This is a genomic window from Streptomyces umbrinus (assembly GCF_030817415.1).
Classification (GTDB): Bacteria; Actinomycetota; Actinomycetes; order Streptomycetales; family Streptomycetaceae; genus Streptomyces; species Streptomyces umbrinus_A.
In genome coordinates, this window is the sequence record NZ_JAUSZI010000002.1 from 195,682 (window position 1) to 220,909 (window position 25,228).

Annotated in this window: 26 protein-coding genes and 6 pseudogenes; 16 read left to right on the forward strand and 16 right to left on the reverse strand. The window is 69.4% G+C overall.

Features of this window, described 5'->3' with window-relative positions:
• Nucleotides 1-24: 24 nt before the first annotated feature.
• Both QF035_RS01465 and QF035_RS01470 read right to left on the reverse strand, forming a co-directional pair.
• Nucleotides 25-482, reverse strand: a pseudogene (locus QF035_RS01465) (pyridoxamine 5'-phosphate oxidase family protein); the annotation flags it as partial.
• Between the two features lie 362 nt (nucleotides 483-844).
• Nucleotides 845-1,846 (reverse strand): LacI family DNA-binding transcriptional regulator, encoded by a 1,002-nt coding sequence (locus QF035_RS01470; RefSeq protein ID WP_307530823.1) that lies wholly within the window; start codon nucleotides 1,844-1,846, stop codon nucleotides 845-847.
• 204 nt (nucleotides 1,847-2,050) lie between these two features.
• Between QF035_RS01470 and QF035_RS01475 the strand changes: the two genes are divergently transcribed.
• From QF035_RS01475 to QF035_RS01490, 4 genes are read left to right on the forward strand one after another with little or no spacing between them, the layout of a single operon-like run.
• Nucleotides 2,051-3,001, forward strand: a complete 951-nt coding sequence (locus tag QF035_RS01475; protein ID WP_307517606.1) for a TIM barrel protein — start codon at nucleotides 2,051-2,053, stop codon at nucleotides 2,999-3,001.
• Nucleotides 3,002-3,010: 9 nt separating this feature from the next.
• Complete coding sequence (locus QF035_RS01480) at nucleotides 3,011-4,438, forward strand: sugar porter family MFS transporter (RefSeq protein WP_307517607.1); 1,428 nt, start codon at nucleotides 3,011-3,013, stop codon at nucleotides 4,436-4,438.
• Nucleotides 4,439-4,492: 54 nt separating this feature from the next.
• Nucleotides 4,493-5,509 (forward strand): Gfo/Idh/MocA family oxidoreductase, encoded by a 1,017-nt coding sequence (locus tag QF035_RS01485; protein ID WP_307517609.1) that lies wholly within the window; start codon nucleotides 4,493-4,495, stop codon nucleotides 5,507-5,509.
• Complete coding sequence (locus tag QF035_RS01490; RefSeq protein ID WP_307517611.1) at nucleotides 5,506-6,375, forward strand: sugar phosphate isomerase/epimerase family protein; 870 nt, start codon at nucleotides 5,506-5,508, stop codon at nucleotides 6,373-6,375. Before QF035_RS01485 ends, QF035_RS01490 begins: the two co-directional genes overlap by 4 nt.
• A gap of 76 nt (nucleotides 6,376-6,451) precedes the next feature.
• On the opposite strand, the gene QF035_RS01495 is transcribed toward QF035_RS01490, so the two are convergent.
• Nucleotides 6,452-7,045, reverse strand: a complete 594-nt coding sequence (locus tag QF035_RS01495; protein ID WP_307517613.1) for a hypothetical protein — start codon at nucleotides 7,043-7,045, stop codon at nucleotides 6,452-6,454.
• A 245-nt stretch (nucleotides 7,046-7,290) separates the two neighbouring features.
• On the opposite strand from QF035_RS01495, the gene QF035_RS01500 reads away from it, so the two are divergent.
• The 3 genes from QF035_RS01500 (at nucleotide 7,291) to QF035_RS01510 (ending at nucleotide 10,002) form a co-directional block, all read left to right on the forward strand.
• Nucleotides 7,291-8,187 (forward strand): helix-turn-helix transcriptional regulator, encoded by an 897-nt coding sequence (locus tag QF035_RS01500; RefSeq protein ID WP_307517614.1) that lies wholly within the window; start codon nucleotides 7,291-7,293, stop codon nucleotides 8,185-8,187.
• Nucleotides 8,188-8,221: 34 nt separating this feature from the next.
• Nucleotides 8,222-9,241, forward strand: a complete 1,020-nt coding sequence (locus QF035_RS01505; RefSeq protein ID WP_307517616.1) for an aldo/keto reductase — start codon at nucleotides 8,222-8,224, stop codon at nucleotides 9,239-9,241.
• Between the two features lie 206 nt (nucleotides 9,242-9,447).
• Nucleotides 9,448-10,002 (forward strand): hypothetical protein, encoded by a 555-nt coding sequence (locus QF035_RS01510; protein WP_307517617.1) that lies wholly within the window; start codon nucleotides 9,448-9,450, stop codon nucleotides 10,000-10,002.
• A gap of 207 nt (nucleotides 10,003-10,209) precedes the next feature.
• Here the strand turns inward: QF035_RS01510 and QF035_RS01515 are convergent, their stop codons facing one another.
• A complete protein-coding gene (locus tag QF035_RS01515) occupies nucleotides 10,210-10,578 on the reverse strand; it encodes a MerR family transcriptional regulator (protein ID WP_307517618.1) in 369 nt (122 codons plus the stop codon).
• 144 nt (nucleotides 10,579-10,722) lie between these two features.
• Between QF035_RS01515 and QF035_RS01520 the strand changes: the two genes are divergently transcribed.
• Entirely contained in the window at nucleotides 10,723-11,058 is a 336-nt protein-coding gene (locus QF035_RS01520; protein ID WP_307517619.1) for an EthD domain-containing protein, read from the forward strand.
• Between the two features lie 20 nt (nucleotides 11,059-11,078).
• Here QF035_RS01520 and QF035_RS01525 read toward each other — a convergent pair.
• A pseudogene (locus QF035_RS01525) lies at nucleotides 11,079-11,258 on the reverse strand (IS5-like element IS4811 family transposase); the annotation flags it as partial.
• Nucleotides 11,259-11,401: 143 nt separating this feature from the next.
• Here QF035_RS01525 and QF035_RS01530 point away from each other — a divergent pair.
• The gene (locus QF035_RS01530; RefSeq protein WP_307517620.1) at nucleotides 11,402-11,542 is read left to right on the forward strand and encodes a hypothetical protein; all 141 of its coding nucleotides are present in this window, start codon (nucleotides 11,402-11,404) and stop codon (nucleotides 11,540-11,542) included.
• A gap of 126 nt (nucleotides 11,543-11,668) precedes the next feature.
• Here the strand turns inward: QF035_RS01530 and QF035_RS01535 are convergent, their stop codons facing one another.
• The 6 genes and pseudogenes from QF035_RS01535 to QF035_RS01560 all read right to left on the reverse strand — a co-directional run bounded on the left by QF035_RS01535 (nucleotide 11,669) and on the right by QF035_RS01560 (nucleotide 17,383).
• A complete protein-coding gene (locus QF035_RS01535; protein ID WP_307517621.1) occupies nucleotides 11,669-13,690 on the reverse strand; it encodes a WD40 repeat domain-containing protein in 2,022 nt (673 codons plus the stop codon).
• On the reverse strand, nucleotides 13,654-14,004 hold the full coding sequence (locus tag QF035_RS01540; protein WP_307532035.1) for a hypothetical protein: 351 nt from the start codon (nucleotides 14,002-14,004) through the stop codon (nucleotides 13,654-13,656). The genes QF035_RS01535 and QF035_RS01540 overlap by 37 nt, the downstream gene beginning before the upstream one ends.
• Nucleotides 13,995-14,237: pseudogene (locus tag QF035_RS01545) on the reverse strand (transposase family protein); the annotation flags it as partial. The gene QF035_RS01540 and the pseudogene QF035_RS01545, both read right to left, overlap by 10 nt.
• Nucleotides 14,238-14,283: 46 nt before the next feature.
• Nucleotides 14,284-14,724: pseudogene (locus QF035_RS01550) on the reverse strand (carbohydrate binding domain-containing protein); the annotation flags it as partial.
• A gap of 875 nt (nucleotides 14,725-15,599) precedes the next feature.
• Nucleotides 15,600-16,259, reverse strand: a complete 660-nt coding sequence (locus QF035_RS01555; RefSeq protein WP_307517622.1) for a response regulator — start codon at nucleotides 16,257-16,259, stop codon at nucleotides 15,600-15,602.
• Entirely contained in the window at nucleotides 16,256-17,383 is a 1,128-nt protein-coding gene (locus tag QF035_RS01560) for a sensor histidine kinase (protein WP_307517623.1), read from the reverse strand. The genes QF035_RS01555 and QF035_RS01560 overlap by 4 nt, the downstream gene beginning before the upstream one ends.
• 232 nt (nucleotides 17,384-17,615) lie before the next feature.
• Between QF035_RS01560 and QF035_RS01565 the strand changes: the two genes are divergently transcribed.
• Complete coding sequence (locus QF035_RS01565; RefSeq protein WP_307517624.1) at nucleotides 17,616-18,014, forward strand: DUF6223 family protein; 399 nt, start codon at nucleotides 17,616-17,618, stop codon at nucleotides 18,012-18,014.
• Between the two features lie 78 nt (nucleotides 18,015-18,092).
• Here the strand turns inward: QF035_RS01565 and QF035_RS01570 are convergent, their stop codons facing one another.
• Nucleotides 18,093-19,364 carry an APC family permease gene (locus QF035_RS01570; protein WP_307517625.1) on the reverse strand — a complete coding sequence of 424 codons (1,272 nt, stop codon included), beginning with the start codon at nucleotides 19,362-19,364 and terminating at the stop codon, nucleotides 18,093-18,095.
• A gap of 79 nt (nucleotides 19,365-19,443) precedes the next feature.
• On the opposite strand from QF035_RS01570, the gene QF035_RS01575 reads away from it, so the two are divergent.
• The gene (locus QF035_RS01575) at nucleotides 19,444-20,226 is read left to right on the forward strand and encodes an arsenate reductase/protein-tyrosine-phosphatase family protein (RefSeq protein ID WP_307517627.1); all 783 of its coding nucleotides are present in this window, start codon (nucleotides 19,444-19,446) and stop codon (nucleotides 20,224-20,226) included.
• Nucleotides 20,223-20,600, forward strand: a complete 378-nt coding sequence (locus QF035_RS01580) for a VOC family protein (RefSeq protein WP_307517629.1) — start codon at nucleotides 20,223-20,225, stop codon at nucleotides 20,598-20,600. Before QF035_RS01575 ends, QF035_RS01580 begins: the two co-directional genes overlap by 4 nt.
• Nucleotides 20,601-20,655: 55 nt before the next feature.
• Here QF035_RS01580 and QF035_RS01585 read toward each other — a convergent pair.
• Nucleotides 20,656-20,950, reverse strand: a pseudogene (locus tag QF035_RS01585) (cation transporter); the annotation flags it as partial.
• Between the two features lie 21 nt (nucleotides 20,951-20,971).
• Between QF035_RS01585 and QF035_RS01590 the strand changes: the two are divergent.
• Nucleotides 20,972-21,214: pseudogene (locus QF035_RS01590) on the forward strand (sulfite exporter TauE/SafE family protein); the annotation flags it as partial.
• Here the strand turns inward: QF035_RS01590 and QF035_RS01595 are convergent.
• Together QF035_RS01595 and QF035_RS01600 are read right to left on the reverse strand one after the other, a co-directional pair.
• Complete coding sequence (locus tag QF035_RS01595) at nucleotides 21,160-22,020, reverse strand: hypothetical protein (protein WP_307517630.1); 861 nt, start codon at nucleotides 22,018-22,020, stop codon at nucleotides 21,160-21,162. The pseudogene QF035_RS01590 and the gene QF035_RS01595 overlap by 55 nt on opposite strands.
• A gap of 152 nt (nucleotides 22,021-22,172) precedes the next feature.
• Nucleotides 22,173-22,871 carry a TetR/AcrR family transcriptional regulator gene (locus tag QF035_RS01600; protein ID WP_307517632.1) on the reverse strand — a complete coding sequence of 233 codons (699 nt, stop codon included), beginning with the start codon at nucleotides 22,869-22,871 and terminating at the stop codon, nucleotides 22,173-22,175.
• A 156-nt stretch (nucleotides 22,872-23,027) separates the two neighbouring features.
• Between QF035_RS01600 and QF035_RS01605 the strand changes: the two genes are divergently transcribed.
• The 3 genes from QF035_RS01605 to QF035_RS01615 all read left to right on the forward strand — a co-directional run bounded on the left by QF035_RS01605 (nucleotide 23,028) and on the right by QF035_RS01615 (nucleotide 24,394).
• Complete coding sequence (locus QF035_RS01605; RefSeq protein WP_307517633.1) at nucleotides 23,028-23,729, forward strand: SDR family NAD(P)-dependent oxidoreductase; 702 nt, start codon at nucleotides 23,028-23,030, stop codon at nucleotides 23,727-23,729.
• A 104-nt stretch (nucleotides 23,730-23,833) separates the two neighbouring features.
• A complete protein-coding gene (locus tag QF035_RS01610; RefSeq protein ID WP_307517634.1) occupies nucleotides 23,834-24,025 on the forward strand; it encodes a hypothetical protein in 192 nt (63 codons plus the stop codon).
• 153 nt (nucleotides 24,026-24,178) lie between these two features.
• Nucleotides 24,179-24,394, forward strand: coding sequence for a hypothetical protein (locus QF035_RS01615; protein WP_307517635.1), 216 nt, complete (start codon nucleotides 24,179-24,181; stop codon nucleotides 24,392-24,394).
• A gap of 21 nt (nucleotides 24,395-24,415) precedes the next feature.
• Here QF035_RS01615 and QF035_RS01620 read toward each other — a convergent pair whose 3' ends face one another.
• On the reverse strand, nucleotides 24,416-25,048 hold the full coding sequence (locus QF035_RS01620) for a DUF2461 family protein (RefSeq protein ID WP_307517636.1): 633 nt from the start codon (nucleotides 25,046-25,048) through the stop codon (nucleotides 24,416-24,418).
• Nucleotides 25,049-25,228: the final 180 nt, after the last annotated feature.

Consider the following 25,228-nt stretch of genomic DNA (forward strand, 5'->3'; position numbering starts at 1 on the left):
CCGGCCGACGACCAGGTCGCAGCGCAGGGCGGTGGCCGACGGCTTGCCCACGGCGGTCAGCTTCGACGGCAGCTCCGAGCGGGTGGAGACGACAGCCCGGCCGTTGACCCGCAGGGTGGTGGCCCGCCCGGGGATGACGAACAGCAGCCCGGCCCGTCCGGTGGCGATGACGTTCTGCACGATGTCCAGCCGCTTGTTGCCGGTCGCGTCCGGAATCGCCACCGTCCGTGCGTCCAGGACGGCGACGAACCCGGCGGGGCCGCCGCGCGGCGAGACGTCCAATTGCCCTCGGCGTCCGCGCCGGCCACCAGAACCAGAGATGAACAACCGATCAACCGCCGGGTCTGCTCGGTGAGTTCCGTCATCTGTTTCCGCACGGCCGCGTCGCTGGGGAGTGCGCAGACCTTGCGCAATGCCCCCTGGTCGGGCACAGCGTCGAGGCGGAGCATGTCAAAGGCACTGCCGGCAGGGGGTGTCGTCAGGCCTCCGACCCTAACGAGCCGACCTCCGATTGCTCTTGGTAGATGAGGGCGGGGACAGAGAGACGGGCCACAGACGGCGCAGCTGAGGGCTTGCGGAGAGTCGCAGCGCGGGGCATCTCGCGAAGTCGCGCAGGACCAACGCGCTGGTCTGGAGTTTCGTGCCGTCCCAGGCCGTGGAGCCACGCGAAGGGCCGCTCGGCCAGCGGTCGGTAGGCGCCCGGACCGGTGGCGCGCGGAGTGTCCCTGCGGGCGATGGCCGGCATGATGCCATGGGAGGGACAACGTGGACGCCGCGGCCGAGTTCGCGGCCAGGGGAACGCCGTAACCGGCACCGCCCAGCCCCGGAACCGTACGTCCGTCTCTCAGGCCGGCGGTTCCGGGGTCGGCCCGCTGCTCCCCCGGACCACCAGCTGCGGGTCCAACACCGCTTCCCTCGGCTCCCGTTCCGGCTTCTCCAGCCGCTCCACCGCGAAGCGCACCGCGTACTCCGCCATGAGCCCCGCGTCCTGACGGACGGTGGTCAGGCCGATCGGCATCAGGTGGGAGAGGTGGCTGTCGTCGTAGCCGACGACTGAGAGATCGCGCGGCACCTCGACGCCTGCCCTGGTGAGGCTCATCAACAGACCCATCGCGCAACGGTCGTTGCCGGCGAGGACCGCGGTAGGCAGAGGCTGCCCCTGGTCTCGTTCCGCGAGGAGCAGACGGCCGGTCTCGATGCCCGACTGCTCCGTGTGGTCACCGGGGATGACACGCGCCTCGGACTCCAGTCCGTGGCGCCGCATCGCCGCCCGGTAGGCGCGGCGCCGCTCGGCCGAGCCGGGGCCGGTGCCACCGTCGATGTGCACGATCCGGCGGTGCCTCAACTCGACGAGGTGGTCCATGGCCTGCCGTACGCCCTTGCCCTCGGCGGTGTGGACGAAGTCGACGTGGGCGTGCGGAACCCGGCGGCTGACGGAGACGGCGACCGTACGGCGCCCCAGTTCGTCGAGGAAGGAGGGCTCCGCAAAGGAGCCGAGCAGGATCACCGCCTCGCAGCGGTGACTGAGCAGTGCTTCCACGGCCTTCTCCTCGCTGCGGCCCTGCGTGGCGCCCGACAGCAGCACCTCGTAACCGAGGCGCTCTACCTCGGCGTAGATGCCCTCGATGAGGTCGGTGTGGAAGGTCTGGTGCACGGTGAACATCACGCCGAGCGTGCGGCTGCGGCCGCGGGCCAGCAGCCGGGCCGCGCTGTCGGGGCGGTAGCCGATCTCGTCGGCGACCCGCAGCACCCGCTGTCGGGTCTCCTCGCCGGCCCCCGGCTGGTTGCGGAAAATGATCGAGACGAGCGCCCTGGAGACACCGGCCTTCTCGGCGACGTCCGCCATCGTGGGCCGCTGCCTGCCCGATGCATCCACGTGTGAACCCACCCTTCGACACCGCCCACCGTGACCAGCGGGCTCGAAATCTCCCGGCAACAGACTATTGACATGACATTTGGACCAGGGTCATCGTACTCGCACTAGAGCGCGCTAGTAGAGCGCGACAGCAAGCACCGCGAAACTCCCGATCTCGGGGTGAAGGGACATGTCATGGCAATGGCGCCAGGTCCGCTCCGCACCATCGCCGGCAACCTCTGCCTGGGCTCCGCCCCCGACTCCTGGGGCATCTGGTTCCCCGAGGACGAGCACCAGGTGCCGTACACCCGCTTCCTCGACGAACTGGCCACGGCCGGCTACCAGTGGCTGGAGCTCGGCCCGTACGGCTACCTCCCCACCGACCCGCAGCGCCTGAAGGCCGACCTCGACGCCCGTGGTCTGCAGGTCTCCGGCGGCACCGCGTTCGGCGCCCTGCACCGGCCGGAGGCGTGGGACGAGATGCTCGCCCATGTCCGGCAGGTCGCCGCACTGACCGCGGCCGCCGGCGCTCACCACCTCGTCCTCATCCCGCCCATGTACCGGGACGAGAAGACCGGCGCGTTCACCGAGTCGCCCGAGCTGACCGCCGACCAGTGGGCGGGCTTCGGCCGATCCGCCGACCGTCTCGGCAGGCTGCTGCTCGACGAGTACGACGTACGACTCGTCATCCATCCGCACGCCGACAGCCATATCCAGACCCAGCCGGAGATCGAGCGGCTGCTCAACGAGTCGGACTCCCGCTACACCAACCTGTGCCTGGACACCGGGCACGTGGCCTACGGCGGCGGCGACAACCTCGACCTGATCCGCCGCTTCGGCGACCGTGTGGGCTACGTCCACATCAAGCAGATGGATCCCGAGGTGCTGGCCCAAGTCACCGTCGAGGACCTGTCGTTCGGGGAGGCGGTCAAGCGCGGCGTGTGCGTGTCACCTCCCGCCGGCGTACCGAATCCGGCCGACGTGGTGGCCGAACTCGCCCTGCTCGACGCCGAGTTGTTCGTCATCGTCGAGCAGGACCTGTACCCCTGCGCTCCCGAGGTACCGCTGCCCATCGCGGTCAGCACCCGCGAGCACCTGGCCGTCTGCGGCCTGACCGGAACCCGCCGCCCGCGCCTCGACCGGTAGGAGGCGGCCATGGACGTCAGGAACGACATGACCAAAGCCCCGGCCACCGTGGTCACGGACGCCGCCCCTCCGGCGGTGTCGCGGCGGCTGCGACTCATCACCGTCATCGCCACGTTCGGCGGACTGCTCTTCGGCTACGACACCGGCGTCATCAACGGCGCCCTGCCCTACATGACCGAGGACCTGGGCCTGACCCCCTTCACCGAGGGCATGGTCACCAGCTCGCTGCTGCTCGGCGCCGCGCTGGGCGCGGTCACCGGCGGCCGGTTCTCGGACGCGCGCGGCCGGCGCCGTACGATCCTCGTCCTCGCCGTGGTGTTCTTCGTCGGCGCACTCGGCTGCACGCTCGCGCCGAACACCGCCGTCATGGTGGTGGCCCGCTTCGTGCTCGGCCTCGCGGTCGGCGGTGCCTCGGTGACCGTGCCGGTCTATCTGGCCGAGATCTCGCCCGTCGAGCGGCGCGGCGCCCTGGTCACCCGCAACGAACTCATGATCGTCAGTGGTCAGTTGCTCGCGTTCACCTCCAACGCGATCATCGCGCGGATCGGCGGTGAGTCCGGCGGTGTGTGGCGCTACATGCTCGTGATCGCCACGATCCCTGCCGTCGTGCTCTGGTTCGGCATGCTCGTCATGCCGGAGAGCCCGCGCTGGCTGGCCTCCAAGACCCGCTTCGGTGAGGCTCTCGAAGTGCTCAAGCAGGTCCGCTCCCAGCAGCGAGCCGAGGCCGAGCTTCGCGAGGTGTCCGCGCTCGCCGTCAAGGAGGATCAGCAGAAACTCGGCGGCTGGCAGGACATGAAGTCCACGCCCTGGCTGCGCCGGCTGATGTTCGTCGGGTTCGGCATCGCGATCGTGCAGCAGATCACCGGGGTCAACACGATCATGTACTACGGCACCCAGATCCTCACCGACGCCGGCTTCACCGCCGACAGCGCCCTCACCGCGAACATCGCCAACGGCGTCATCTCGGTGCTCGCCACCTTCGTCGGCATCTGGCTGCTGGGCCGCGTCAACCGCCGCCCCATGCTGATGACCGGTCAGATCGGCACAACAGCAGCTCTGTTGCTGATCGGTGTCTTCTCTCTGGTGCTGCCTTCCGGTGACGGCCGGGCGTTCGCGGTCCTCGTGATGACGGTCACCTTCCTCGCCTTCCAGCAGGGGGCAATCTCGCCGGTGACCTGGCTGATGCTCTCCGAGATCTTCCCGATGCGGATGCGCGGCTTCGGGATGGGTGTCGCGGCGGTGGTGCTGTGGCTGACCAATTTCGCCATCGGCCTCGTCTTCCCGTCCCTGGTCTCCGGCATCGGGATCTCCAACACCTTCTTCCTCTTCGTGGTGGCGGGCGTCTTCTCGCTCGCCTTCGTCAAGCTCTACGTCCCCGAGACCAAGGGCCGCACCCTCGAAACCCTCGAAGCCGAACTCCGGGCGCGCTTCTCCTGATTTCCCCTGCCCCGGGCCGATGCGGCCCGGGGTCCGCAGAAAGGATCACCAACCATGACTGTGCGCGTAGGCGTCATCGGCGCCGGCTGGATCGGCAAGGAGCACATCCGGCGCCTGACCCACACCGTCACAGGCGCCCGTGTCACCGCGGTCACCGACATCGACGCGGCCCGCGCCGAGGAAGCTGCGGCGCCCGCCGGTGCCCGGGTGCTGCCCGACGGCGCAGCCGTGATCGCGGCGGACGACGTCGACGCGGTCCTCGTGACGTCGTGGGGCCCGACCCACGCCGAACACGTGCTGAACGCGGTGGCCGCCGGGAAACCGGTGTTCTGCGAGAAGCCGCTGGCCACGACGGCCGAGGACTGCCTGAAGATCGTCGAGGCGGAGACGGGCCACGGCCGCCGCCTGGTCCAGGTCGGCTTCATGCGCCGCTACGACGCCGGATACCGGCAACTGAAGCTGCTCATCGACGCCGGTCGCATCGGTGAGCCGCTGATCGTGCACTGCGCCCACCGCAACCCGACCGTCCCGGAGTCGTACACCTCCCCCATGGCCGCCCTGGACACGGCCGTGCACGAGGTGGACGTACTGCGCTGGCTGCTCGACGACGAGATCGTCTCCACCCAGGTGGTCACCCCGCGCGCCACCCGCAAACGGTTCGCCCACCTCAAGGACCCGCAGATCATGCTCTTCGAGACCGCCAAGGGCGTCCGCATCGACCTGGAAGTCTTCGTCAACTGCCAGTACGGCTACGACATCCAGTGCGAGGCGGTCGGCGAGGAGGGCCTGGTCCGCCTGCCCGACCCGGCCTCGGTCGGCCTACGCAGCGCCGGGCAGCACAGCACGGAGGTCCTCACGGACTGGGTGGGCCGATTTTCGGACGCCTTCGACACCGAGTTCCGCGAGTGGATCGCGGGGATCGCCGCAGGCAACGAACCCACCGGCCCCTCGGCGTGGGACGGCTACGCGGCCACCGTCATCACCAGCGCGACCGTCGAGGCCCTGGAGTCGGGCCACGTCATCGCCACCGACCTCAAGCCCCGGCCCGCACTCTACGGAGGCACCGCATGAAAATCGCCCTCGACCCGTACATGTTCCGCGCCCTGCCCATCGAAGACATGGTGCGTACAGTCGCCGAACTCGGCTACGAGCACATCGAGTTGTCACCCCGCGACGACTTCATGCCCTTCTTCCTGCACCCGCGCGCCAACGACGAACGCGTCGCCACGCTGAAGAACTCCCTGCGCACACACGGCGTCCAACTGTCCTCCGTGCTCCCCCTGTACAAGTGGTCCTCGCCGGACGAGACCGAGCGACAGGCCGCCGTCCGCTACTGGAAGCGCATGATCGAGATCACCGCCGATCTCGGATGCCCCCTGATGAACTCGGAGTTCAACGGCCGCCCCGAGCACGCCGCCGCGAGCGAGGCCGCCTTCTGGCGCTCGATGGACGAGCTGCTGCCCGTCTTCGAGCGCGAGGGCATCGCCCTCAACCTCGAGGCCCACCCGGACGACTTCTGCGAGGAGAACACCCCCGCGGTCGACCTCGTACGGGCGATCAACAAGCCCTGGGTGAACTACCTCTACTGCGCCCCGCACTCCTTCCACCTCTCCGGGGCCTCCGAAGTCGGGGCGGACATCGCGAAGATGATGCGCTACGCCGGGGACAAGCTCCAGCACGTGCACATCGCCGACTCCTTCAACCACAAGGGCTCCTCCGGCCTGCGTTACATCCTCAACCCGCCCGGCACGACCGCCCGCATCCACCAGCACCTCGACATCGGCCAGGGCGAAGTCGACTGGGACGCCTTCTTCGGCACACTCCGCGACCTCGACTTCGACGGAGTGGCCACCGCCTGCGTCTTCGCCTGGGAGGAACGCGCCCACGAGTCCTCGGCCTTCATGCTGGACCGCATCACCAAGGAACTCACCGTGTGAACGACCGCTCCATCAGGCCGACTTCAGATGCGCTCCGGGTGTCCGAGGGTGGCTGGGCAGGGCTCGATGACATCACTCATCGCCCCCAATGGAGCCCGTGACCTGAACCCACTGATCCAAACCCCAGGCAGGGCCCACCTCCACCATGGCTCCCCGGGCTGTGGCCCGACCCCGGGTTCCAGTCGCTGATCCAGATCTTCGTCTCGATGAAGAGGTCGTCGCGGGGCACGGCGGAGGTGCGGATGGCCTGGCCGGCTTCGCGTCGTTGCCGTACGCGGCGGTGGTGTCGATGTGCCGGTAGCCGAGTTCGAGCGCGGCCGTACAGGGACCCTTGTTGCGGGTCGGTACGTGTAGGGACGATGAGAGTGCGGGTGGCCGCGAGGGCCAGGGCGAGCAGGACGGCGGTGCCGGTCAGCGCGGCACCCGAGCGGGCCGCGATGTCGGCGGCCTCGTGGCCGGAGAACCCCATGGCGGAGCGGATCTGCGGCAGCCCGGTGAACACGATCGAGTTGTCGAAGATGACCATGAAGTAGCTGACGCAGATGATCGCGAGGATCAGCGTCGCCCGGGCCGGGGCGGCAGAGGCGGCCGGCGCACGCACCTCCATGGTCGGCGTGGATTCCGCCATGGCGGCATCGCAGGACCCGTCGTACTTGAGCACTGCGCGCACGGTGGTGTCCTTCGCATCAGGGTCAGGGCCTGGTGCCGGGCTCCCGGCCTTCGGTCCTCTCCGGGAGAACCCCGCGCGGGCACAGCGGTGGTAGTCACTGGTCTTCCAGGTACTGGCAGTACCTCGCAGGTCCTCGCGGAGGGACCTACGGTGAAGGTCAAAAGCACGACCGTCGTAGGTCGGGGCCGGACCGTCCCACCGGGACGCGATCAGACGGCGACGGAGCGATTTCAGGGATCTGGACGATGGCAGACAGAGACAACAAGAGGAGCGTGGCCTCCGAGGCCCGCGAGTTCCTGAGCACCCGGCGTGCCCGGATCACCCCCGAGCAGGCCGGACTGCCGGTCTACGGCGGCAACCGGCGGGTCGCGGGCCTGCGCCGGGAGGAGGTCGCGCTGCTCGCGGGCATGAGCGTCGACTACTACGTCCGCCTGGAGCGCGGAAACCTCTCCGGCGCCTCGGACTCGGTACTGGAATCCCTCGCGCACGCACTGCAGCTGGACGAGGCCGAGCGCACTCACCTGTACGACCTGGCCCGCGAGGCGACACCGTCGGGCCGGCGCCCCACCGTGACGGCGTCCCGGGTTCGGCCCACGATCTTGCGCCTGCTCGACGCGATGACCGATGTGCCGGCGTACGTGCGCAACGCGCGCTTCGACATCCTGGCCGCGAACACGCTGGGGCTGGCGCTGTACGCACCCCTCTTCGACTCGCTGTTCGCCCAGCGCGGCCCTGCCAACAGCGCCCGATTCATGTTCCTCGACCCCGCCAGCAAGGACTTCTGGGTCGACTGGGACAAGGGCGCCGACGACGCGGTCGCGTTCCTGCGTACCGAGACGGGCCGGGCACCCCACGACAAGGCGCTCACCGATCTGATCGGAGAGCTGACGACCAAGAGCGGCGACTTCGCCCGCCGGTGGGCCCACCACGACGTGAAGTTCCACCGTTCCGGGGTGAAGAACCTCCACCACCCGCTGGTCGGCGATCTCGCCCTGCCCTACGAGGCGATGGAACTGCCCGCGGACCCCGGCCTTCGCCTCAACTTCTACACGCCCGAACCCGACTCCCCGGCGCAGGAGGCCCTGAGCCTCCTCGCCAGCTGGGCAAGCACCGGGACCGTCGTCCCGACCGCCAACGACTGACTACGATCCAGCACACCCGAGGAGAACCCCCTTCATGCAGTACCGACCGCTCGGCCGCACCGGTGTCCAGGTCAGCGCGCTCTGCCTGGGCGCGATGATGTTCGGCCCCTGGGGCAACGAGGACGAAGCCGACTCGATCCGGATCATCCACCGTGCCCTCGACGCAGATATCAACTTCGTCGACACCGCCGACGTGTACTCCGCCGGCGTCTCGGAGGAGATCGTCGGCAAGGCGCTGACGAACCGCCGCGACGACGTGTTCCTGGCGACCAAGTTCTTCATGCCCATGGACCAGGACGACCCCAACCAGCGGGGCGGCTCGCGGCGCTGGATCATCCGCGAGGTCGAGAACTCCCTACGGCGTCTCGGCACCGACCACATCGACCTCTACCAGGTCCACCGCCCCAGCCCTGACACCGACCTGGCCGAGACCCTCGGCGCCCTCTCCGACCTCGTGCACCAGGGCAAGATCCGTTATATCGGCTCCTCGTCCTACTCCGGCTCCCAGATCGTCGAGGCCCAGTGGACCTCGCGGGAGCGCCGTCTGGAGCGGTTCGTGACCGAGCAGCCGCCGTACTCGATCCTGGTCCGCGGCATCGAGGAGGACGTGCTGCCCACCGCGCGCCGCCACGGCATGGGCACCCTCACCTACAGCCCGCTCTCCGGCGGCTGGCTGTCGGGCCGCTACCGCAAGCACGCCACCGAAGGCCCCGCCTCCGCCGCACGCCCCCAGGCCCGCTTCGACATGAGCACCCCCGCCAACCAGCGCAAGCTCGACGCCGTCGAACAGCTCGCGCTCCTGGCGGAGAAGGCGGGCCTCACCCTGATCGAGCTGGCCGTCGCCTTCGTCATCAACCACCCCGGCGTCACGTCGGCGATCATCGGCCCGCGCACCATGGAACAGCTGGAGGCGTTCCTGCCCGCCGCCGACGTCACACTGTCGTCCGACGTGCTCGACGCCATCGACGAGGTCGTCGCGCCCGGTGTCACGGTCAACCCGGTCGACAACAGCTACGGCGACTTCGAACTGCGCGCCGACCAGCGACGCCGCTGACGCGCCCCGCACTGGCCGGTCACGCCCGGCCAGCACCGCCTTCACGCGACCACGGGAGACACTCTCTGGCGTCCTGACGCGCCGGCCGGCGGCCACCACCCGCCCTCGGGCGACATGCCGAGGGCGCAGTGTTCCGGTCGTCCGCCACCCTGCCGAGCCGTGATCCTTCCGTTGTCGCCTGCCGGTGAACTCGGTGAATTCACCAGATGTCTGACGCCATGGTCATGCGGTACTCCGGATGGACCTTCGCATTCGACGGCCGGTCGTTGACCATCACCCGACGTGGGATGCCGTGGCGCCGCAAACGGGTCGAGCACCTGCCACTCAGCCGGCTCCGCGCCTGCTACCTCCTCAAGTCGGAGGTCCACGGCGGCGAAAGCCTCAACTTCTGGCTGGTGTACGACACCGATCTGGTGCATATCGGCCTCAACCGGCAGTACTACGAAGACGACGCCTACTGGTTCGCCGGCTACCTCAGCGAGGCGATCCGCGAGGGGCTGCGCTGGATTTTCCAGAACACCATCGGGCTCGGTCCGCATTCCGAGCCGGAACTCCTCCGGGTGGTCCGGCGGCGCCGCAACTCCATCCGTACGACTTCAGCACGGGCGACGTGCCTCAGCGTCCGAGGGCGTTGCGCAAGGAGGACTACTTGGCGTCCCGCCGCCGGGTCCCCGGTCCGACCCGGCCCTCCGACCTGCAGACCAACCACAACTGCGCGTTGGACGACGCCCCACCGAACTTCGAGAACTGGTGGACCTTAGAGGCCGCGCGGATAGGCGTAGTAAGGCATCCCGGCAGCAAGGCAGGCACAGGTCCTGACGATCATGGAGTTGCGACGCTCTGTGATCACCTGGGAGACCTGCGCCTGTACTGCCGCCATGGCTGACCGAACCCCCCTGGGACCAGTTCGCGGCACTGCTGCCTGACCGACTGGCCGAACCAGAATGTTGACTCAGGCAGCCCGAGGCCTAGTCATCCGCCACGTTCGCCAGAAACTCCCGATTTACGTTGATCAGGTGATCAAGTGCTGCTCTGGCGGCAGTCAGGCTGTCTATTGTGGATGAAAGGCGATTTCGCTCCTGATTCATTGCGGTCAAAGCTTCCCGGGCTCTGTCCATGTTGGGCTCCGTCATGCAGGGGACCATCTGAGCGATGGTTCTGCTGGACATTCCGGCGACCAGGAAGCTCTGAACCAGCGCCACCCGCTGGACGTGACCATCGTCGTAGCACCGCTGGCCGCTGGGGGACCTTGTGCTGACCAGCAAGCCCTGCTGCTCGTAGTAGCGCAGCGATCGACGGCTTGCTCCTGTCCGGGCGGACAGCTCACCGATCCGCATCTCAACCCCTCGTGTGCATTGGGTCACGGCGACTTGCCCTTGACATCGATGTGAGCGTTTAGGTTAACCCCATGGCTCGCGATTCGCCGCCAGGGCATCTGGTTGCCGACCTCTCGCGTCCGCGAGCACGAAAAGGAGAAGTCCGTGATCAAGTTCGCTTTCATGATCAACCGTATCGATGGAATGACCTTCGAGGAATTCGTCGAGCATCACCGAAATCGCCACGCCCCGTTGTTCACCTCCATTCCAGAAGCGCGGCAGTACGTGAAGAAGTACACCGTCTCCCACCCGGTACCCGCCGAAGGGTATCCGAGCCCCGCCTACGACGGCCTCACTGAAATCTGGTTCGAAAGCTGGGCGGATCACCACGCCTTCTTCACGTCCAAGAATTACAAGGAGTTGGTGAACCCGGACGAGAGTAAGTTCATCGATATGAATTCAGTGGCAGTAATGGTCACTGAAGAAAGGGTTGTGGTCTAACCCTTTGGGCGCTTTATGCCGCGGGCGATGCGGCGGGGCATCAACGTGATGTAGGCCCAGCCATCAGGGTTTCGGAGTGCTGGACGGCCCGCTCGTAGTCGCGGGCATGTCGGCGGGCGTGCATGATGCAGGCAAAAGAATCTCTCGACGACCCGGCGGCCGGGTAGACCGACGAATCCGGAGCTGCCCTTGGGGCGGCTTTTCTTGGGCTTGTCGCGATCACGTGTCCGTCGATCGTTCCCACCCTGACGGTAGCCCTGGTGGCGTGGTGGGCCTTCTGCCTTCTCCGTATACCTGAGGCTCTGACAGCCCGGACATGGCAGCGCAGGCACAGGTCTCTCCGATGATTACAGAGCGTCACAACTCCATGATCGCCAGGACCTGCGCCTGTCTTGCGGCTGGGTGCCACCATCACGCCTATCCGCGCGCCCTCATAGTCGAGCACATCCGCGCCGGCTACGAGCTGCTGGACGACCCGGGCTGAGAGGAGGTCGTCCAGGACCTACGGCGAGGCGGCAGATGATGACCCAGAGCGTCTGGAAGCAGTACAACCGGTCGGGATACCGGCATCCGAGCGACTAGCCAGGCCGCGCGTCCGGCCCACCGGGTGTCATGTCGACGGGGGCCAGGGCAGGATCGGTAGCGCTGCCTCGGTGCGGGCGAGGACGATCTGGTCGAACAGGGCGCCGTCGCCGTTGCTGCGCAGGGCGAGTTGGTCGACGACCTTGACCGCTCCGGCGGTGAACTTCCACAGGCCGACGCGTACGACCTCCCAGTCGGCGGGGACGCGACCCTCGAACCGCTTCTCGACCATGGACGTCTGTGGTGACCAGTGCGAGTCGCCGATGGACGCCGAGAAGATGGGGGCGGACTTCGCGGGCCCGAGCCGGACGCAGATCCCCGTGGTCGCGGGGCTGAGGGCATTCCAGGCGAACTGGAGGTAGCGGCATTCGCCCGGGGCGCTCGGGTTCTCCACGATCCTGAAGTCCCAGTCGTGCATGGCGTGCCCGAAGGGTGCCCGCGACGTGGGGTAGCGCTCCACCGCCTTCTTCAGCCGCAGGCACCTGGTCCCCGCGGCCGCGCCGCCGATCTGGATGTCGGCCGCCTCGCTGTCCTCCACGATGCCGTGCACGTCGTCGTCCCGGTCGTCGAACAGGACGGCGAGCGCGTTCCCTTCCAGTACCGTCCCGGTGGGAGTTGCCCACCACGGTGCCGTGGAAGACGAGTTCGCCGAGCCGGATGTTGCCCACGGGCCAGATGCCGCCGCCGGTGGTGCGCAACCGGAAACGGGAGGAGGACAGGGCCTCGAAGGTGTGGCTGTGCACGGCGCCCGCGTCGGAAAGGAGTTTCGGGCCGTCCTTCCAGAGCCCGGCTTTGGTGTCCCACCACTGCAGTTGGACATCGCGCAGCCACGACACGGGGTGGGCGGGGTCCTCGGTGAAGGTGACTCCCGTGAGTCGGACCTGCGTGCGGAAGGTGTCGACGGTGAACAGCAGCTCCTGCCCGTCCCGTCCTGGATGCGGATGGCGCCGATGACCGACCCGGACACCCACGGGTTGGCCGGTGCGTCGGCGCGCCCGTCGGTGAGCAGGGCGACCGCGTTCTGCTTGCCGAGGTCGACGTACCGGGTCGGGTTGACGAGGCGCACGTCCAAGAGCGCGGAGGTGGTCCTGATCAGGTTGGGTGTCAGGTCCTGGGTCGCAGTGGCGTTGCCCCAGCCCGCGCGGCGGACCGCTGGGACGGGGTCGGGCGTGAGGAGCTTGGGGCGGATGTCCGTCTCCGACGGGGTCAGCCGGGTCCGCCGGCGTTCGTCGAGGGCGGCGGTGTAGCGGAGCACGGTGCCCGTCCACGTGGCGACGAGGAGCCCGCCGTCGGGCAGCCAGGCCGACACCGGCAGCGCCTTGAGGTCCTTGGTGACCAGCTTGGTGCCGTCGCGCCACAGTACGGCGAGGGTGCCGAGCTCGTTGCCGACGGCGACGCGGGTGCCGTCCGGGGAGACGCGGGGGCGGCGCAGCAGGTCGTCCCCGGTGTACGTCCAGAGCAGTCCGCGCGCGGGGTCGTACGCCTTGAGCTGGTTGCGGAAGGTGACCGCGAGGAACGAGCCGTCGGCACTGACGGAGACCTCGCCGGCGGCGGTGGGGATGGTGTTGACGAGGGCGCCGCCGCGGATCACGTACACGCGGCCGCCGTCGGCGTCCGACCAGATTACGGCGGTGCGCCGGTCGCCGCTGACGACCCCGCCGCCGAAGCCGCCCTCGCCACCGATCGACCACAGGGTGGAGCCGTCCGCGGCGGCGAGTCCGGTGATCGTGTTGGCGGCGAACGTGATGAGGGTGTCGTCGAGGGCGAGGAGCCGCAGCGGCGTCCGCTCGCCGGTCTTCCACCACTCGTGCGCCCACTTCTCGCGCGCCGCGGTGCCTTGGTTGTCCCAGAGCGCGAGGCCCAGGTCGCCGGAGGTGGCGATCCAGGAACCGCCGGGCGCGGCCGCGAAGTTGCTCAGGCCGTAGTCGTGGCCCCATTCGCCCTTCGTCCAGTCGGTGGCCTTCTTGGCCAGGCCGAACAGGGCGAAGCGGCGCCCGGGCGAGCCGTCGGCGTTCAGCAGGTACAGGTGGTAGCGCTCGGGGCTGTGCACGTCGAAGCCCTGTGCGGCGAAGCCGGTGCCGGGGGCGCTGGGGGCGTAGGCGAAGTGGTGGCCGAGGCGGCGGCGCCAGCGTGTAGTGCCGGTGGCGAGGTCGAGGCCGTAGAGGTTGTGGTCCCGTTGAAGGCGGTGAGGGCGGCGGTGCGGCCGTCCGCGATGTCGCGCACATGCAGGCCGAAGGCGTAGTCGGCCGGGGGCGGCAGCGGGGCGTGCGTCAGCGGGACGACGGCGCAGAGCCGGGCGGGGGCGATGCGCAGATCCGCGGTGAACTCCCCGCCGAGCAGGCTGACCCGCTCCCCCGTGAGCACGTCGACGACCTGACACCGAACAGCGGGCCCAACTGCCGCATCGTCAGGTTCGTGCGGTCATACACCGCGACCACCGGCGCCCGCTCGGCCAGCGGCAGAGACCACGGCCGACCCTGCATGGCGCCATTGCCGCCCCGCTCCCGCACCACCTTCAACAGGCCTGCGAACTGGGTCACTTGCAGCCCGGTGAACGTCTCCACCCACACCCGGTCAACCCTCAACACCCCAGCCACACCAAGGAGGTGCCCAGCTCACAGCCTTGCGCAACACGCTTCAGGCGCCACCGCCGCCACTGGGCCCCTCCAGGGTGATGTCGTCGGCGTAGTACCTGCCCTGTGCGTACCAGCCGTGCACGTAGATTGTCGCGCTGGTCTGGGAAGCGCCTGTCGTGAAGGAGACCTTCAGTGGGCTGTATTCGGAGGGGGAAGTGGTCCAGGTGGAGGCGCCGCCGTTCACACCCAAATAGACGTAGGAGCCGCGGATCCAGCCGCTGAGTGAGTAGGTGGTGTTCGGCCGTACCGCGACGGTCTGGTTGCACTGCGCGGTGTCGCTCGAACTGACCGTCCCCTGGAGGGCCTTGGAGCCCGCGTGGACGGGAGAGGAGACGGCCGAACCCGGGTTGCCGGTGCAGGTCCACGGCGCGAGGCTGCCCGACTCGAAGCCGGGGTTGGTCAGGACGTCGACGGCCCCGACCGCGCCCGGGGCGGCCGACGCTCTCGCCGAGGGTGCGGCCGGGGTGGCGTCGGTACGGCCGGGGATCAGGAGGGAGCAGCCGAAGCCGACGACGGCCGCCGCGACGACCGCGATCACCATGGCCGCCCGGCGCTGTCCGGGCCCGAGGCGCGGGCGGCCTACGGAACGCGGCGGGCAGGAATCGCCGTCGGACGCGGGGAGTTCCTTCGTCATACCGCCCAGGACAGGCGGGAGTTGCTCTGTCTCGTCGCCCGTCCGGGTGTGCGGGACGGGTGCGGCCCCGGTGTCGTGGCTGCGGTAGTCCTTGTCCTGGCGTATCTCGTCGAGCAGCTGGGCCAGCGCGTCGGTGCGGCGCGGTCGCAGCACGCGGATGGGCTCCAGCGCGGGGCGGTCGTCCGGTGAGTCGGACGCGGGCGGTGTGGGCACGGCGCTCTCCTTCCGTCCCGTGGCAGAGACCTGAGCTGTCCCTCTGGGATTGATACGCAACGCCCGCGCCGCAGGTTCAGCCGACGCCGCGCCAGGGGAAGCCACGCGGGACGCCCGTGAGGTATGGGACGGCCGGGCGCTGACGCGGACCGGTCCGAAGTTCTCGACCTTCATGTGCGCGGCGTTGGTGCCGCGACGCCCGCAACGAAGGAACTGGCGGGCCCCCGCCCCCCACCTTGGCCGCCGTGAACACATGAGTGACATCGTCCAAGCCGTCGCCGGTGCTCTCAGACCAACAGCACGCCGCCGTCGACCACCCTGCGAACGTGAACACCGGCAACGCCACACACCTCGACAGGCCACGGCCAACCGTGCACGAGGCCGTTAGGAGGCGTGAAGGCGGCGAGCACCGTCGCGGTGGTGTGGTCGGGGCATGGTCGGACGTCCACCGCGAAGTCGGCAACCACTGCTGGCTGTCAGCCGTTGCGCGGGGCGACCAGGCCGGATTCGTAGGCGAGAACCACGAGTTGGGCCCGGTCGCGGACATGGAGTTTGGTCATGGCCCGGTTGATGTGGGTCTTCGCGGTCATCGGGCTGATCACCATGTGGTCGGCGATCTGGCCGTTGGACAGTCCCTGTGCGGCCAGGGCGACCGCTTCGCGTTCGCGGCTGGTCAGCTCCTCCAGCGCGGCACTGGAGGCGGGGGGCGGCTGGGCGACGTACCGGTGGATCAGCTTGCGGGTGATGGACGGGGCGAGCAGAGCGTCGCCGCGGGCGGCTACCCGTACGGCGTGCAGGAGGTCCTCCGGCACGATGTCCTTGACCAGGAACCCGGCGGCTCCGGCGCGCAGCGCTTCGAAGACGTACTCGTCCATGCCGTAGTTGGTCAGCATGACGACGTGCACGTCGGCCAGGGCCGGGTTCGCGGCGATGCGCCGCGTTGCCTCGATGCCGTCCATGACCGGCATCTGGATGTCGATGAGCGCGACGTCGGGCAGATGCTCCTTGACGAGCACCAGACCCTCTTCACCGTCGGCGGCTTCGGCCACCACCTCGATGTCGTCTTCAAGGCCGAGCAGCGCACGGAAGCCGCTGCGGATGAGCGGCTGGTCGTCGACCAGCAGGACACGGATCATGATGCTCGTTCCACGGGGAGTTCGGCCTGGACGGTGAAACCGTGCTCGGTGCGCGGCTGCGCGCGCAGCCGGCCCCCGAGGGCTGTGACGCGTTCGCGCATGCCGAGCAGCCCGAGGCCGGGAGCCGGGGCGTCATCAGGGACCGCCTTGCCGTCGTCGTCCACCTGGACCGCAAGGGCGTCGGGCCGGTATTCGATCCGGACCGCCGCGGTGGTGGCGCAGGCGTGCCGGGCGGCGTTGGTCAGCGCCTCCTGGACAATGCGGTAGGCAGTGCGGCCCACCGCGGCCGACACGTCGTGCCGTTGCCCTGCGATGGTCAGGGTTGCGTCCAGGCCCATCGAACGGGCGCTCTCCACCAGCTCCGGTAGGTGCTCGAGACTCCGCGGCGGGGCCGTGTCGTCGTCGCGCAGGGCCTCCAGAGTCGCGCGTAGCTCCCGGGTCGCCTCCCGTCCGGCCGTCCGGATCGCCAGCAGCGTCTCGGGCACCTGCTCGCCGCGCCTGCGGGCTACGTGGACGGCGACCTCGGACTGCACCTTGATGATCGAAATCTGGTGGGTGAGGGAATCGTGCAGCTCCCGCGCGATGTGCAGCCGCTCCTCGCCGGCTCGGCGCCGAGCGGTCTCCTCCCGAGTGCGCTCGGCTTCGTCCGCCCGCCGCTCGGCCTGCCGCAGCGCCTCCCCGGCGGCAAAGGCGGCGATCAGCCAGGCGATTTCCAGTACGTTCCTGGCTTGCGCGAACGCCTCGGGCGCCGACCCGTCGCGGAAGACCAGCGCCGTGAGGGGCAGGACGACGAGCAGGGACACGGATGCCGCAACCGTCAGGGCACGGTGCCCGGCCCGCACGGCGCCGTACACAGCAACCAGGTACGAGACAGCGAGCACTTCAAAACCGGCCGCCTCGTACCCCACCGCGCAGAGGCCGGTGACAGTCAGCACGGCAATCGGAGCCTTACGACGCGCGATCAGCGCCAGACCGCCCGCCGCCAGCAGCACGGCGCCGAGCAGCTCGCGTTCCCCGGCCGGGTGCTGCCCGGACAACCCGGTTCCCAGCAGCAGTGCCGCCACACTGACGGCAATCGCCCAGTCCATGGCACCGGCCGGGACACGAAAAGGCCCTGTGTCCATGCGCGCACCCTAGCCGGACGCCGGTGCGGGCGAGTCCCGCCCGCGGACGAGTGGCCGGCTACCGCACCTGCGGTACTTGCCCGCCGCCTGCCACATGCGTGGCAGTCGACTGCCATGTCGACGGCAGTCCGAAGAGACGACACTCGCGGGACGACCAGCAGGGTGGTCGACAGGCACGCTCAAGGCGCAACGGGAACCGCGGAATTCGCCACGCACGAAGGAGGAGAGTGGCATGAGTGCATCAGATGTCCTCACGGTGGCCGCCGAGGGCGGAGTCATCGGCGACGGGCGGACGGGGGCCCACCTGGCCCTCGGAGTGGGGCTGATCGGCGTGGCCATTGGCTGGCTGGCCCTGGCCCGCATGGCCGGCCGTATCAGCACCGGCAATGCGCGCACCGGCGCCATGGCGGCCATGGCGGTGGGCCTGGTCGGCACGGCCCTCGCGGCGCTGCATCTGGCCACCTCCAGCGGTGGCCCCGGCACGGGCAACGGGATGGTGGGAGCCATCGGGGCCATCCCATTGGGGCTGATCGCCATGACCCTCGGCCGGCGTGCTCTCGCCCTCTCCCGGCGCACCGAGCGGAGCGCCGACCGCGTCGGGCACGAGCGGGAGTTCGGGTCCACCTCATAAGTACCGTCCGGACCTACGTCGAGGGTCCGCCCGGACATGTGAGTTCGGGGCACCATCCCGCTCGTGCGGGTGAGCGGCTCAGGACGTCCGGCGGGCGCTGATGGCCCGGCGTATTCCGTAGGCGGCGATGCCGGCGGCCACCACTATGGTCCCCGATGCGACGGAGCCTGCGGGCAGGGTGAGGGCCAGCACCAGGCAGCCGGTCAGGCCGACCGCGGGGACGATACGGGGCGGACGGTTCTCGTCCGGCGTGAGCGTCCAGGCAGAGGCGTTGGCGACTGCGTAGTAGACGAGCACGCCGAAGGAGGAGAAGCCGATCGCGCCGCGTACGTCGGTGGTGGCAGCGAGCACTACGACGACGGCGCCCACCAGCAGTTCGGCGCGGTGTGGCACCTGGAAGCGCGGGTGCACGGCGGCCAGGACGTGGGGCAGGTGCCGGTCGCGGGCCATCGCCAGGGTGGTGCGGGAGGCGCCCAGGATCAGGGCGAGCAGGGAGCCGAGCGCGGCGACGGCCGCCCCGACCCGCACGACGGGCGACAGCCAGTCCGCCCCCGCGGCCCGCACGGCATCCGACAGCGGCGCGGCCGCCTCGCCCAGCCCCCGGGGGCCGAGCACCATCAGGACGGCGACGGCCACCGCCGAGTACACGACCAGCGTGAGGCCGAGGGCGAGCGGGATGGCGCGGGGGATGGTGCGCGCGGGATCGCGGACTTCCTCACCGAGGGTGGCGATGCGGGCGTACCCGGCGAAGGCGAAGAACAGCAGGCCCGCCGCCTGCAGCACGCCGGTGACGGTGGCATCGGAGCCGACACCCAGCCGGCCCGCGTCCGCGGTCGCCGACGTGAGGCCGGCGACCACGACCGCCGCGAGCACTGCCAGCACGATGGCGACGACAACCCGGGTCAGCCACGCGGACTTCTGAATCCCGACGTAGTTCACGGCGGTCAGCGCCACCACCGCGGCGACCGCCACCGCGTGGGCGTGACCAGGCCACACGTACGAGCCGACGGTCAACGCCATCGCCGCACAAGAGGCGGTCTTGCCGATGATGAAGGCCCAGCCGGCCAGGTAGCCCCAGAAGTCGCCGAGGCGTTCGCGAGCGTAGACGTAAGTGCCGCCGGAGGCCGGGTAGCGGGTGGCCAGCCGGGCGGAGGAGGAGGCATTGCAGTACGCGACCACCGCGGCCACCGCCAGAGCGACCAGCAGCCCGGAGCCGGCCGCGCGGGCCGCCGGGGCGAGCGCTGCGAAAATGCCCGCGCCGATCATCGAACCCAGTCCGATCAGGACGGCGTCGCCGACGCCGAGCCGGCGCTGGAGCTGAGGCGACACGCTCTCGCTGGGCTGACTCATGACGTGCCTCCGTCTTCCGGCATTGATCGTCGGGGCTCCCGGCAAGGTACATCAATTCAGTTTGATGTATTTTGGATTCATGAGGCCCTCGGATCCTGCCGCCCCGGCGTTCGTCCGGCTGGCCGCCCACCCGCTGCGGTGGAAGCTGCTGACCGAACTCGCCGCGAGTGACTACCGGGTTCGTGAACTGGTGGAGCGGGTGAGCCAGCCGCAGAACCTGGTCTCCTACCATCTGCGGCTGCTGCGCGGCGGCGGGCTGGTCACCGCCCGCCGCAGCAACTTCGACGCCCGCGACAGCTACTACCACCTGGACCTGCAGCAGTGCGCCCACGCGCTCACCAACGCCGGGACCGCTCTGCACCCAGCGCTGGGTTTCGCCCCCACCCCGCCGCTGCCGTCCTCGGCGCGGCTGGAGAGGCGGCCCACCGTCCTGTTCACATGCACCGGCAACAGCGCTCGCTCCCCGATCGCAGAGGCATTGCTGCGCCACCGCACCGACGGTCACGTCGAGGTGACCAGCGCCGGCAGCCACCCCAAACCCTGCCTCCATTCCGACGCCGTGCAGGTCCTGCGTGAACAGCACGGCATCGACATCTCCGGGCAGCGTCCACGACACCTGGACACCCTGGTCGGCCACCGGTTCGACTACGTGATCAGCCTGTGCGACAAGGTCCGCGAGGTCTGCCCCGACTTCGGCGACCGGCCACGGCTGGTGCACTGGAGCATCCCCGACCCGGCTGCAGCAACCGCCCCCGGCCCGGTCGGCCACCCCGCATTCGTCCGCACGGCAGCAGACATCGACACCCGCATCCGCTACCTGCTGCCGCTGCTCACCCTCACGCCACAGGAGGTTCAGCCGTGACCACGCCCGACCAGTTCGCCAACGTCCGCTACCTCGTCGACGACGTCCAGGCGGCCATCGACTTCTACACCACCCACCTGGGCTTCACCCTCCACAGCCACCCCGCCCCCGCCTTCGCCGACGTGACCCGCGGGCCGCTGCGGCTGCTGCTGTCCGGCCCGGCCAGCTCCGGCGCCCGCGCCACCCCCAGCGACCTCGGCGCCGGGGGCAACCGCATCCACCTGACCGTCGACGACCTCAACGCCGAGATCGACCGGCTGCGTGGCGCCGGACTGACCTTCCTCAGCGATGTGGTCTCGGGCCCCGGTGGGCGTCAGATCCTGCTCACCGACCCCGCCGGCAACCTCATCGAACTATTCGAACCCGCCCGCTAGGCGAAGCGCAGTCACACCCGCCGCAAGCGAGATACAGCAGCACCGGAGCTGCCGATCATGTGCGGCAGGCGCACCCGGGCCGCAACCGCACGCGTCGCTCACCTTGACCGCGGCCGGAACCGTCGCGGCGAAGGGGCGCAGCAACCTTGCCCTGCCAGGCGTCGCGGCCTCCTTTGACGGCGAGGGCGGCAATCGGGTTGGCCCAGGACCAGCCGAGGGGTGGCGTTGAGGACCAGACCGACCAGGAGGACGGCGGTGAGACAGGCAGGTGCACAGCAGGTCTGCTTGGAGTCGGCGACCGCGCCGGCGGAGCCGAGTTCACGGCCGGCCTTGCGCTGGGCGGCGGACAGGCACAGCACCGGCCGCCGCCCCCTGGAGAGTTCGCACCTCACACGTTCACTGGTTTCGCGGTGGTGGTCGGCACAGTCGGGGGCATCGACGGCATCGGCTGCGGTTCGCTGTTCGGCCCGATTCTCGTCGGTCGACGTCTGCCCGTCGCGCGCGTCGCTCCGGCTGCGCTCGCCGCTACCTTCGCCACCTCCCTTGTCGGCGCCGCCGCCTACGCGCTGCTGTCATTCGTGAGCTCCGGAGAGGTCGCTCCCGACTGGTGGCTCAGACGATCGACCCAGCGGCTGATACCCCGTCGTGACCGGCGAGGACGGGGCTGAATCGGATGAGACCCTTCCGATCCCGCCTGACCGGCTTCACCGGGGCTTCGCCTCCACTGATCGTCAGGCGACAGGATCGGCGCCTTGCGTTCTGCTTGAGCTCGGATCTCCACGTGAGATTCGTGAGCAGTGATGCGGAACGCCTCCTCGTAGGTGGCCAGGGCCGCGCTCAAGGCCCCCGCCTGCGAGACCGCGGCGGCGAAGGCACGGGCGGTCGCCAGGCCCATGCCGGAGCCGGCCCCCGTGACGAGGGCTACCGGGCCGGTGAAGTCGTGGACCGGGCTCATTGGCGGGCTCCTCCCGGGAATACGAACGGTGATCAGCAGTGCATTGACACCTGTGCGGGTTCGCCACATCGCGCAGTACCGGCGGCGGTGCGCCGGGGCACGATCCGCGACGTGCTGGACGTACCGCGGAGGTCGAGGGCGATCAAGGGCAGCAGGGTGAGGACGGCGATGACGACGCCGACGAGAAGCGGTCCGGTCACGCCGAGGGGGATTCCAGAACCGTCCCCGCGATGGCCGGTCGGCGGTGATGCCGACGTTGAAGGCAGAGGTGGCCAGCGCAGAGGTGAAGGTGGAGGTGTCGCCCGCGAAGCGCATGGCGAGCGTGGTGACGACCGGGTTGACTGTGAATCCGGCCAGGGCCACGAGGAAGACGAGGCCAACGGCCGTGACGTGGTTGGCGGACAGCGGGATCAGCAGGAGCAGGACCAGAGTGGTGGCTGTGGCAGCGGTGAGTGTGGTGACCATCGGGCGACTGTCACCCAGCTGGCCTCCGATGGCCGTGCCGTCCAGGCCACGGCGCCGAAGGCGATCGGGGCGAGCGGCACGACGCTCTCGGGGATGCCGACATCCCCTCTGTCAGCTGACGGAGGGGAGACAGGCCGGCGGGGCCCAGCGGGTCAGCTGTTCTGTTCCGGCTTCCGCGCGGTGTCGCCGGCCGGGACGGCGCGGAGCATGGCCCTGTAGAGGGCGTCATGCTCGGGCGAGGCGGGAAGGGGGGCCCGGGCCGGGGCCTCGAAGGACTGGATCATCAAGGCGACAACACGCCGCCAAGCGTCGGGGGCGGCGTCGCCACAGGCATTGACGACGCCGAGGTTGGCCATGTGCAGCAGTACCAGATCCGAAGGGTCGAAGTCCTCACGCAGTCGGCCCGTGGCCTTGGCGCGGCCGATGAGTCGCACCATGCCCTCGTACGCCTCGTTCCGCCGCTTCTCCATGGCCTTGGCGGTGGGGAAGGTCATGGTCAGGACGTCGGCAAAGCCGTTGTCGGCGGCCTGCATGGCGCAGGCGGCCTCGATGTAGCCAGTGAAACCGTGCCAGGGGTCGGGGTCTTCGAGGGCGGTGTCGACCGCGTCGGCGTAGGCGTCCATGCGGTCGGAGAAGACGGCTGCGACCAGCGCTTCCTTCGTGGGAAAGTGCCGGAAGACGGTGGCGATCCCGACGCCTGTCTCGCGGGCCACGGAGGCCATGGAGGCGCCCAGGCCGTCGCGCCCGAACACGGTGCGCGCGGCAGCGAGGATCCGTCCCCGGTTGCGCTCGACGTCACTGCGCACAGACTGGGCGGCGGGGGCGTCGGAGTGCTGGTCGCCAGGGCTCATGGGGACACTCTAACAATCGGAAAGCCCTATCCATTTCACGTGCTACGGTGAACCGGAAAGGCCCATCCGGATCCAAAAACGGATGGGCCTTTCCATGTCCTCCGTCTCTTCAGCGCCGCCGGTGTCTCCTCGACGGCGTTCTACGAAAGGATTGCTGTGACCAGCATCGCCATTGTCGGAGCCGGCCCTCAGCTGGGTCTGGCCATCGCCCGCACCTTCGGCTCCCAGGGCTACGACGTCGCCCTGATCTCCCGCAACCGCGCCAAGCTCGACGATCTCGTCGGCACCCTCACCGCCGAGGGCATCACCGCCGCCGCATTCCCCGCGGACGTACTCGATCGCGCCACCCTCAGCCAGGCACTGAAGGACGCCGCCTCGCAGTTCGGCGGGATCGACGTCCTGGAATACTCCCCAGTGGGCACGTTCGGCATCACCACACTGACTGCTCCGGCCGGAACCGAACCGTCGCATGTGGAATCGGAGATGAACTTCCAGCTGTACGGGGCAATCGCTGCCACCAAGGCAGTACTGCCCGCGATGCGCGAGGCTGGTGCGGGCACCTTGCTCTACACCACCGGCGCCGGCTCGATCTGGCCCGACCCGCGGGTCGCCAACGTCAACGCCGCCGCGGCGGCGCTGCGCAACTGGGCGATGAACCTGCACAAGGAGCTGGCCGGCACCGGCATCCAGGCCGCCCACGTCGGCATTGACGCCTCGATCGGCGTCTCCGTCATCCCTGGCGTGGAGGCGGCCCGGCCCGAGCAGATCTCACCGATGTACTGGGAGCTGCACACCACCAAGCGCGACGAGGACGAACTCGTCTTCAAGCTCAATACCGAGGGCTTTCCCCGCGGCTGACACCGCACCCGCCTCCCGTCGAACTCTGATCGCGCCGCAGCCCACCACGCCGCGGCGCGATCCCAGAAGAGGGCTTCCGCTTCGATGAACGTACGCCTGTGGTCGTGCAGAGCCTGCCGGCCGTCACCGTTGCGGCCTCCAGTGTCCTCAAGACCACCAGGTTCCGTGAGCAGCTCAGCTCACAGTTGCCATGGCTGAGCGATACCCCGGCTGCCCTGTACATGACCGTGCTCATCCTCCTGGCCGCCACCGGTATCACGGTCCTGGCCGTGGACTTCCACGCCCGCCGTCGGTAGATCACGAGGAAATCGCAGGTAGGAGCCGTGTATTCGCCCCGCCCAGCGCAAGGGACATGCCTACGGAACTGTGCTCGTCGGCGTCGAGACACGACTCCCGGTGGACCTCCTTCCGGACTGGGAAGCGGACCCGTTGGCGGCCTGGCTCGCCGAGTGGCCCGGCACCGAGATTGTCTGTGCGATCGCGCCCCCTTCTTCGCCGAAGGCGCCACCCTCGGCGCCCCGCAAGCCCTCCAGGTCGCCGCTCGATGGCACCACTGGCACACCCCGGGGCCCTTCCTCGACCGGACCAACCCCCTGGCCGAGGTGCCGGACCGTTATCGGGCGATGGACGACCGGTCGGCGTTGAAGGTGCGCATCATCTTCTGAGTGCGCGGCGGCCTCGTGATGTCAGGCGGCGCGCTTCACGTGGCGGACCAGCCACATCAGCAGGGCGTCCAGGTCGGCGGCGGCCGAGAGGACCCGGTCGACCGCCTCGGGGGTGTGCAGCCACTCCTCGCAGCCCAGGGGACGAGCGGCGATCAGCGAACGGTGGCGCAGCAGGTTCGTACGGGAGTGGTCGGTCGGATAGCCGCGCGGGGGACGTTTCATCACGTCCCCGGAGACGTCGTAGCCCTTCTTCCGCACGTCCTCGACGATGGCGGACAGTTCGCGGCCGCTCCCCTCGGAGGCCACCGCTTTGCGGAACATGTCCACCTGGCCGGGATCTGGGTACCACCAGGCGCCCTGGATCCGCAGACCGTCCAGGGAGAACCGGAGACCGATCTCGATCTTGCGGCCGAGCCGGATCACCGCGCCCTGGTTCTGCCACCACCAGGAGTCGGTGCGGTAGTGCCAGACGGAGAAGTCCTCGTACCGGGGGTCGGTGTCCGCTACCTCGTTGAGCAGAGCGATCATCGGCTGCCGGACCAGGCGTTCGCGATCCGCGCGGTAGCGCTCGCGGGTCGCGTGGGTCGGTTCGCCCTGGAGCTGCCACAACACGTCCATGGCCTGCTCCGGCCAGCCGGTGAACTGTCCGCACATGCGCGCAGGGTAGCCCACCCACAATCCGCGCGCGCCGAGAGTGAGACAAGGCAGGGAGGCCTAGCCCCAGACATGGTGGGAGGTGTTGCGGCGGGGCTCGCCGGCCAATTCGATGTGCCGTGCGCGGTGGGCGAGTTCGTCGAGGACACGGTGAGTGCGCGCAGCGGGACGTGAGGTCCC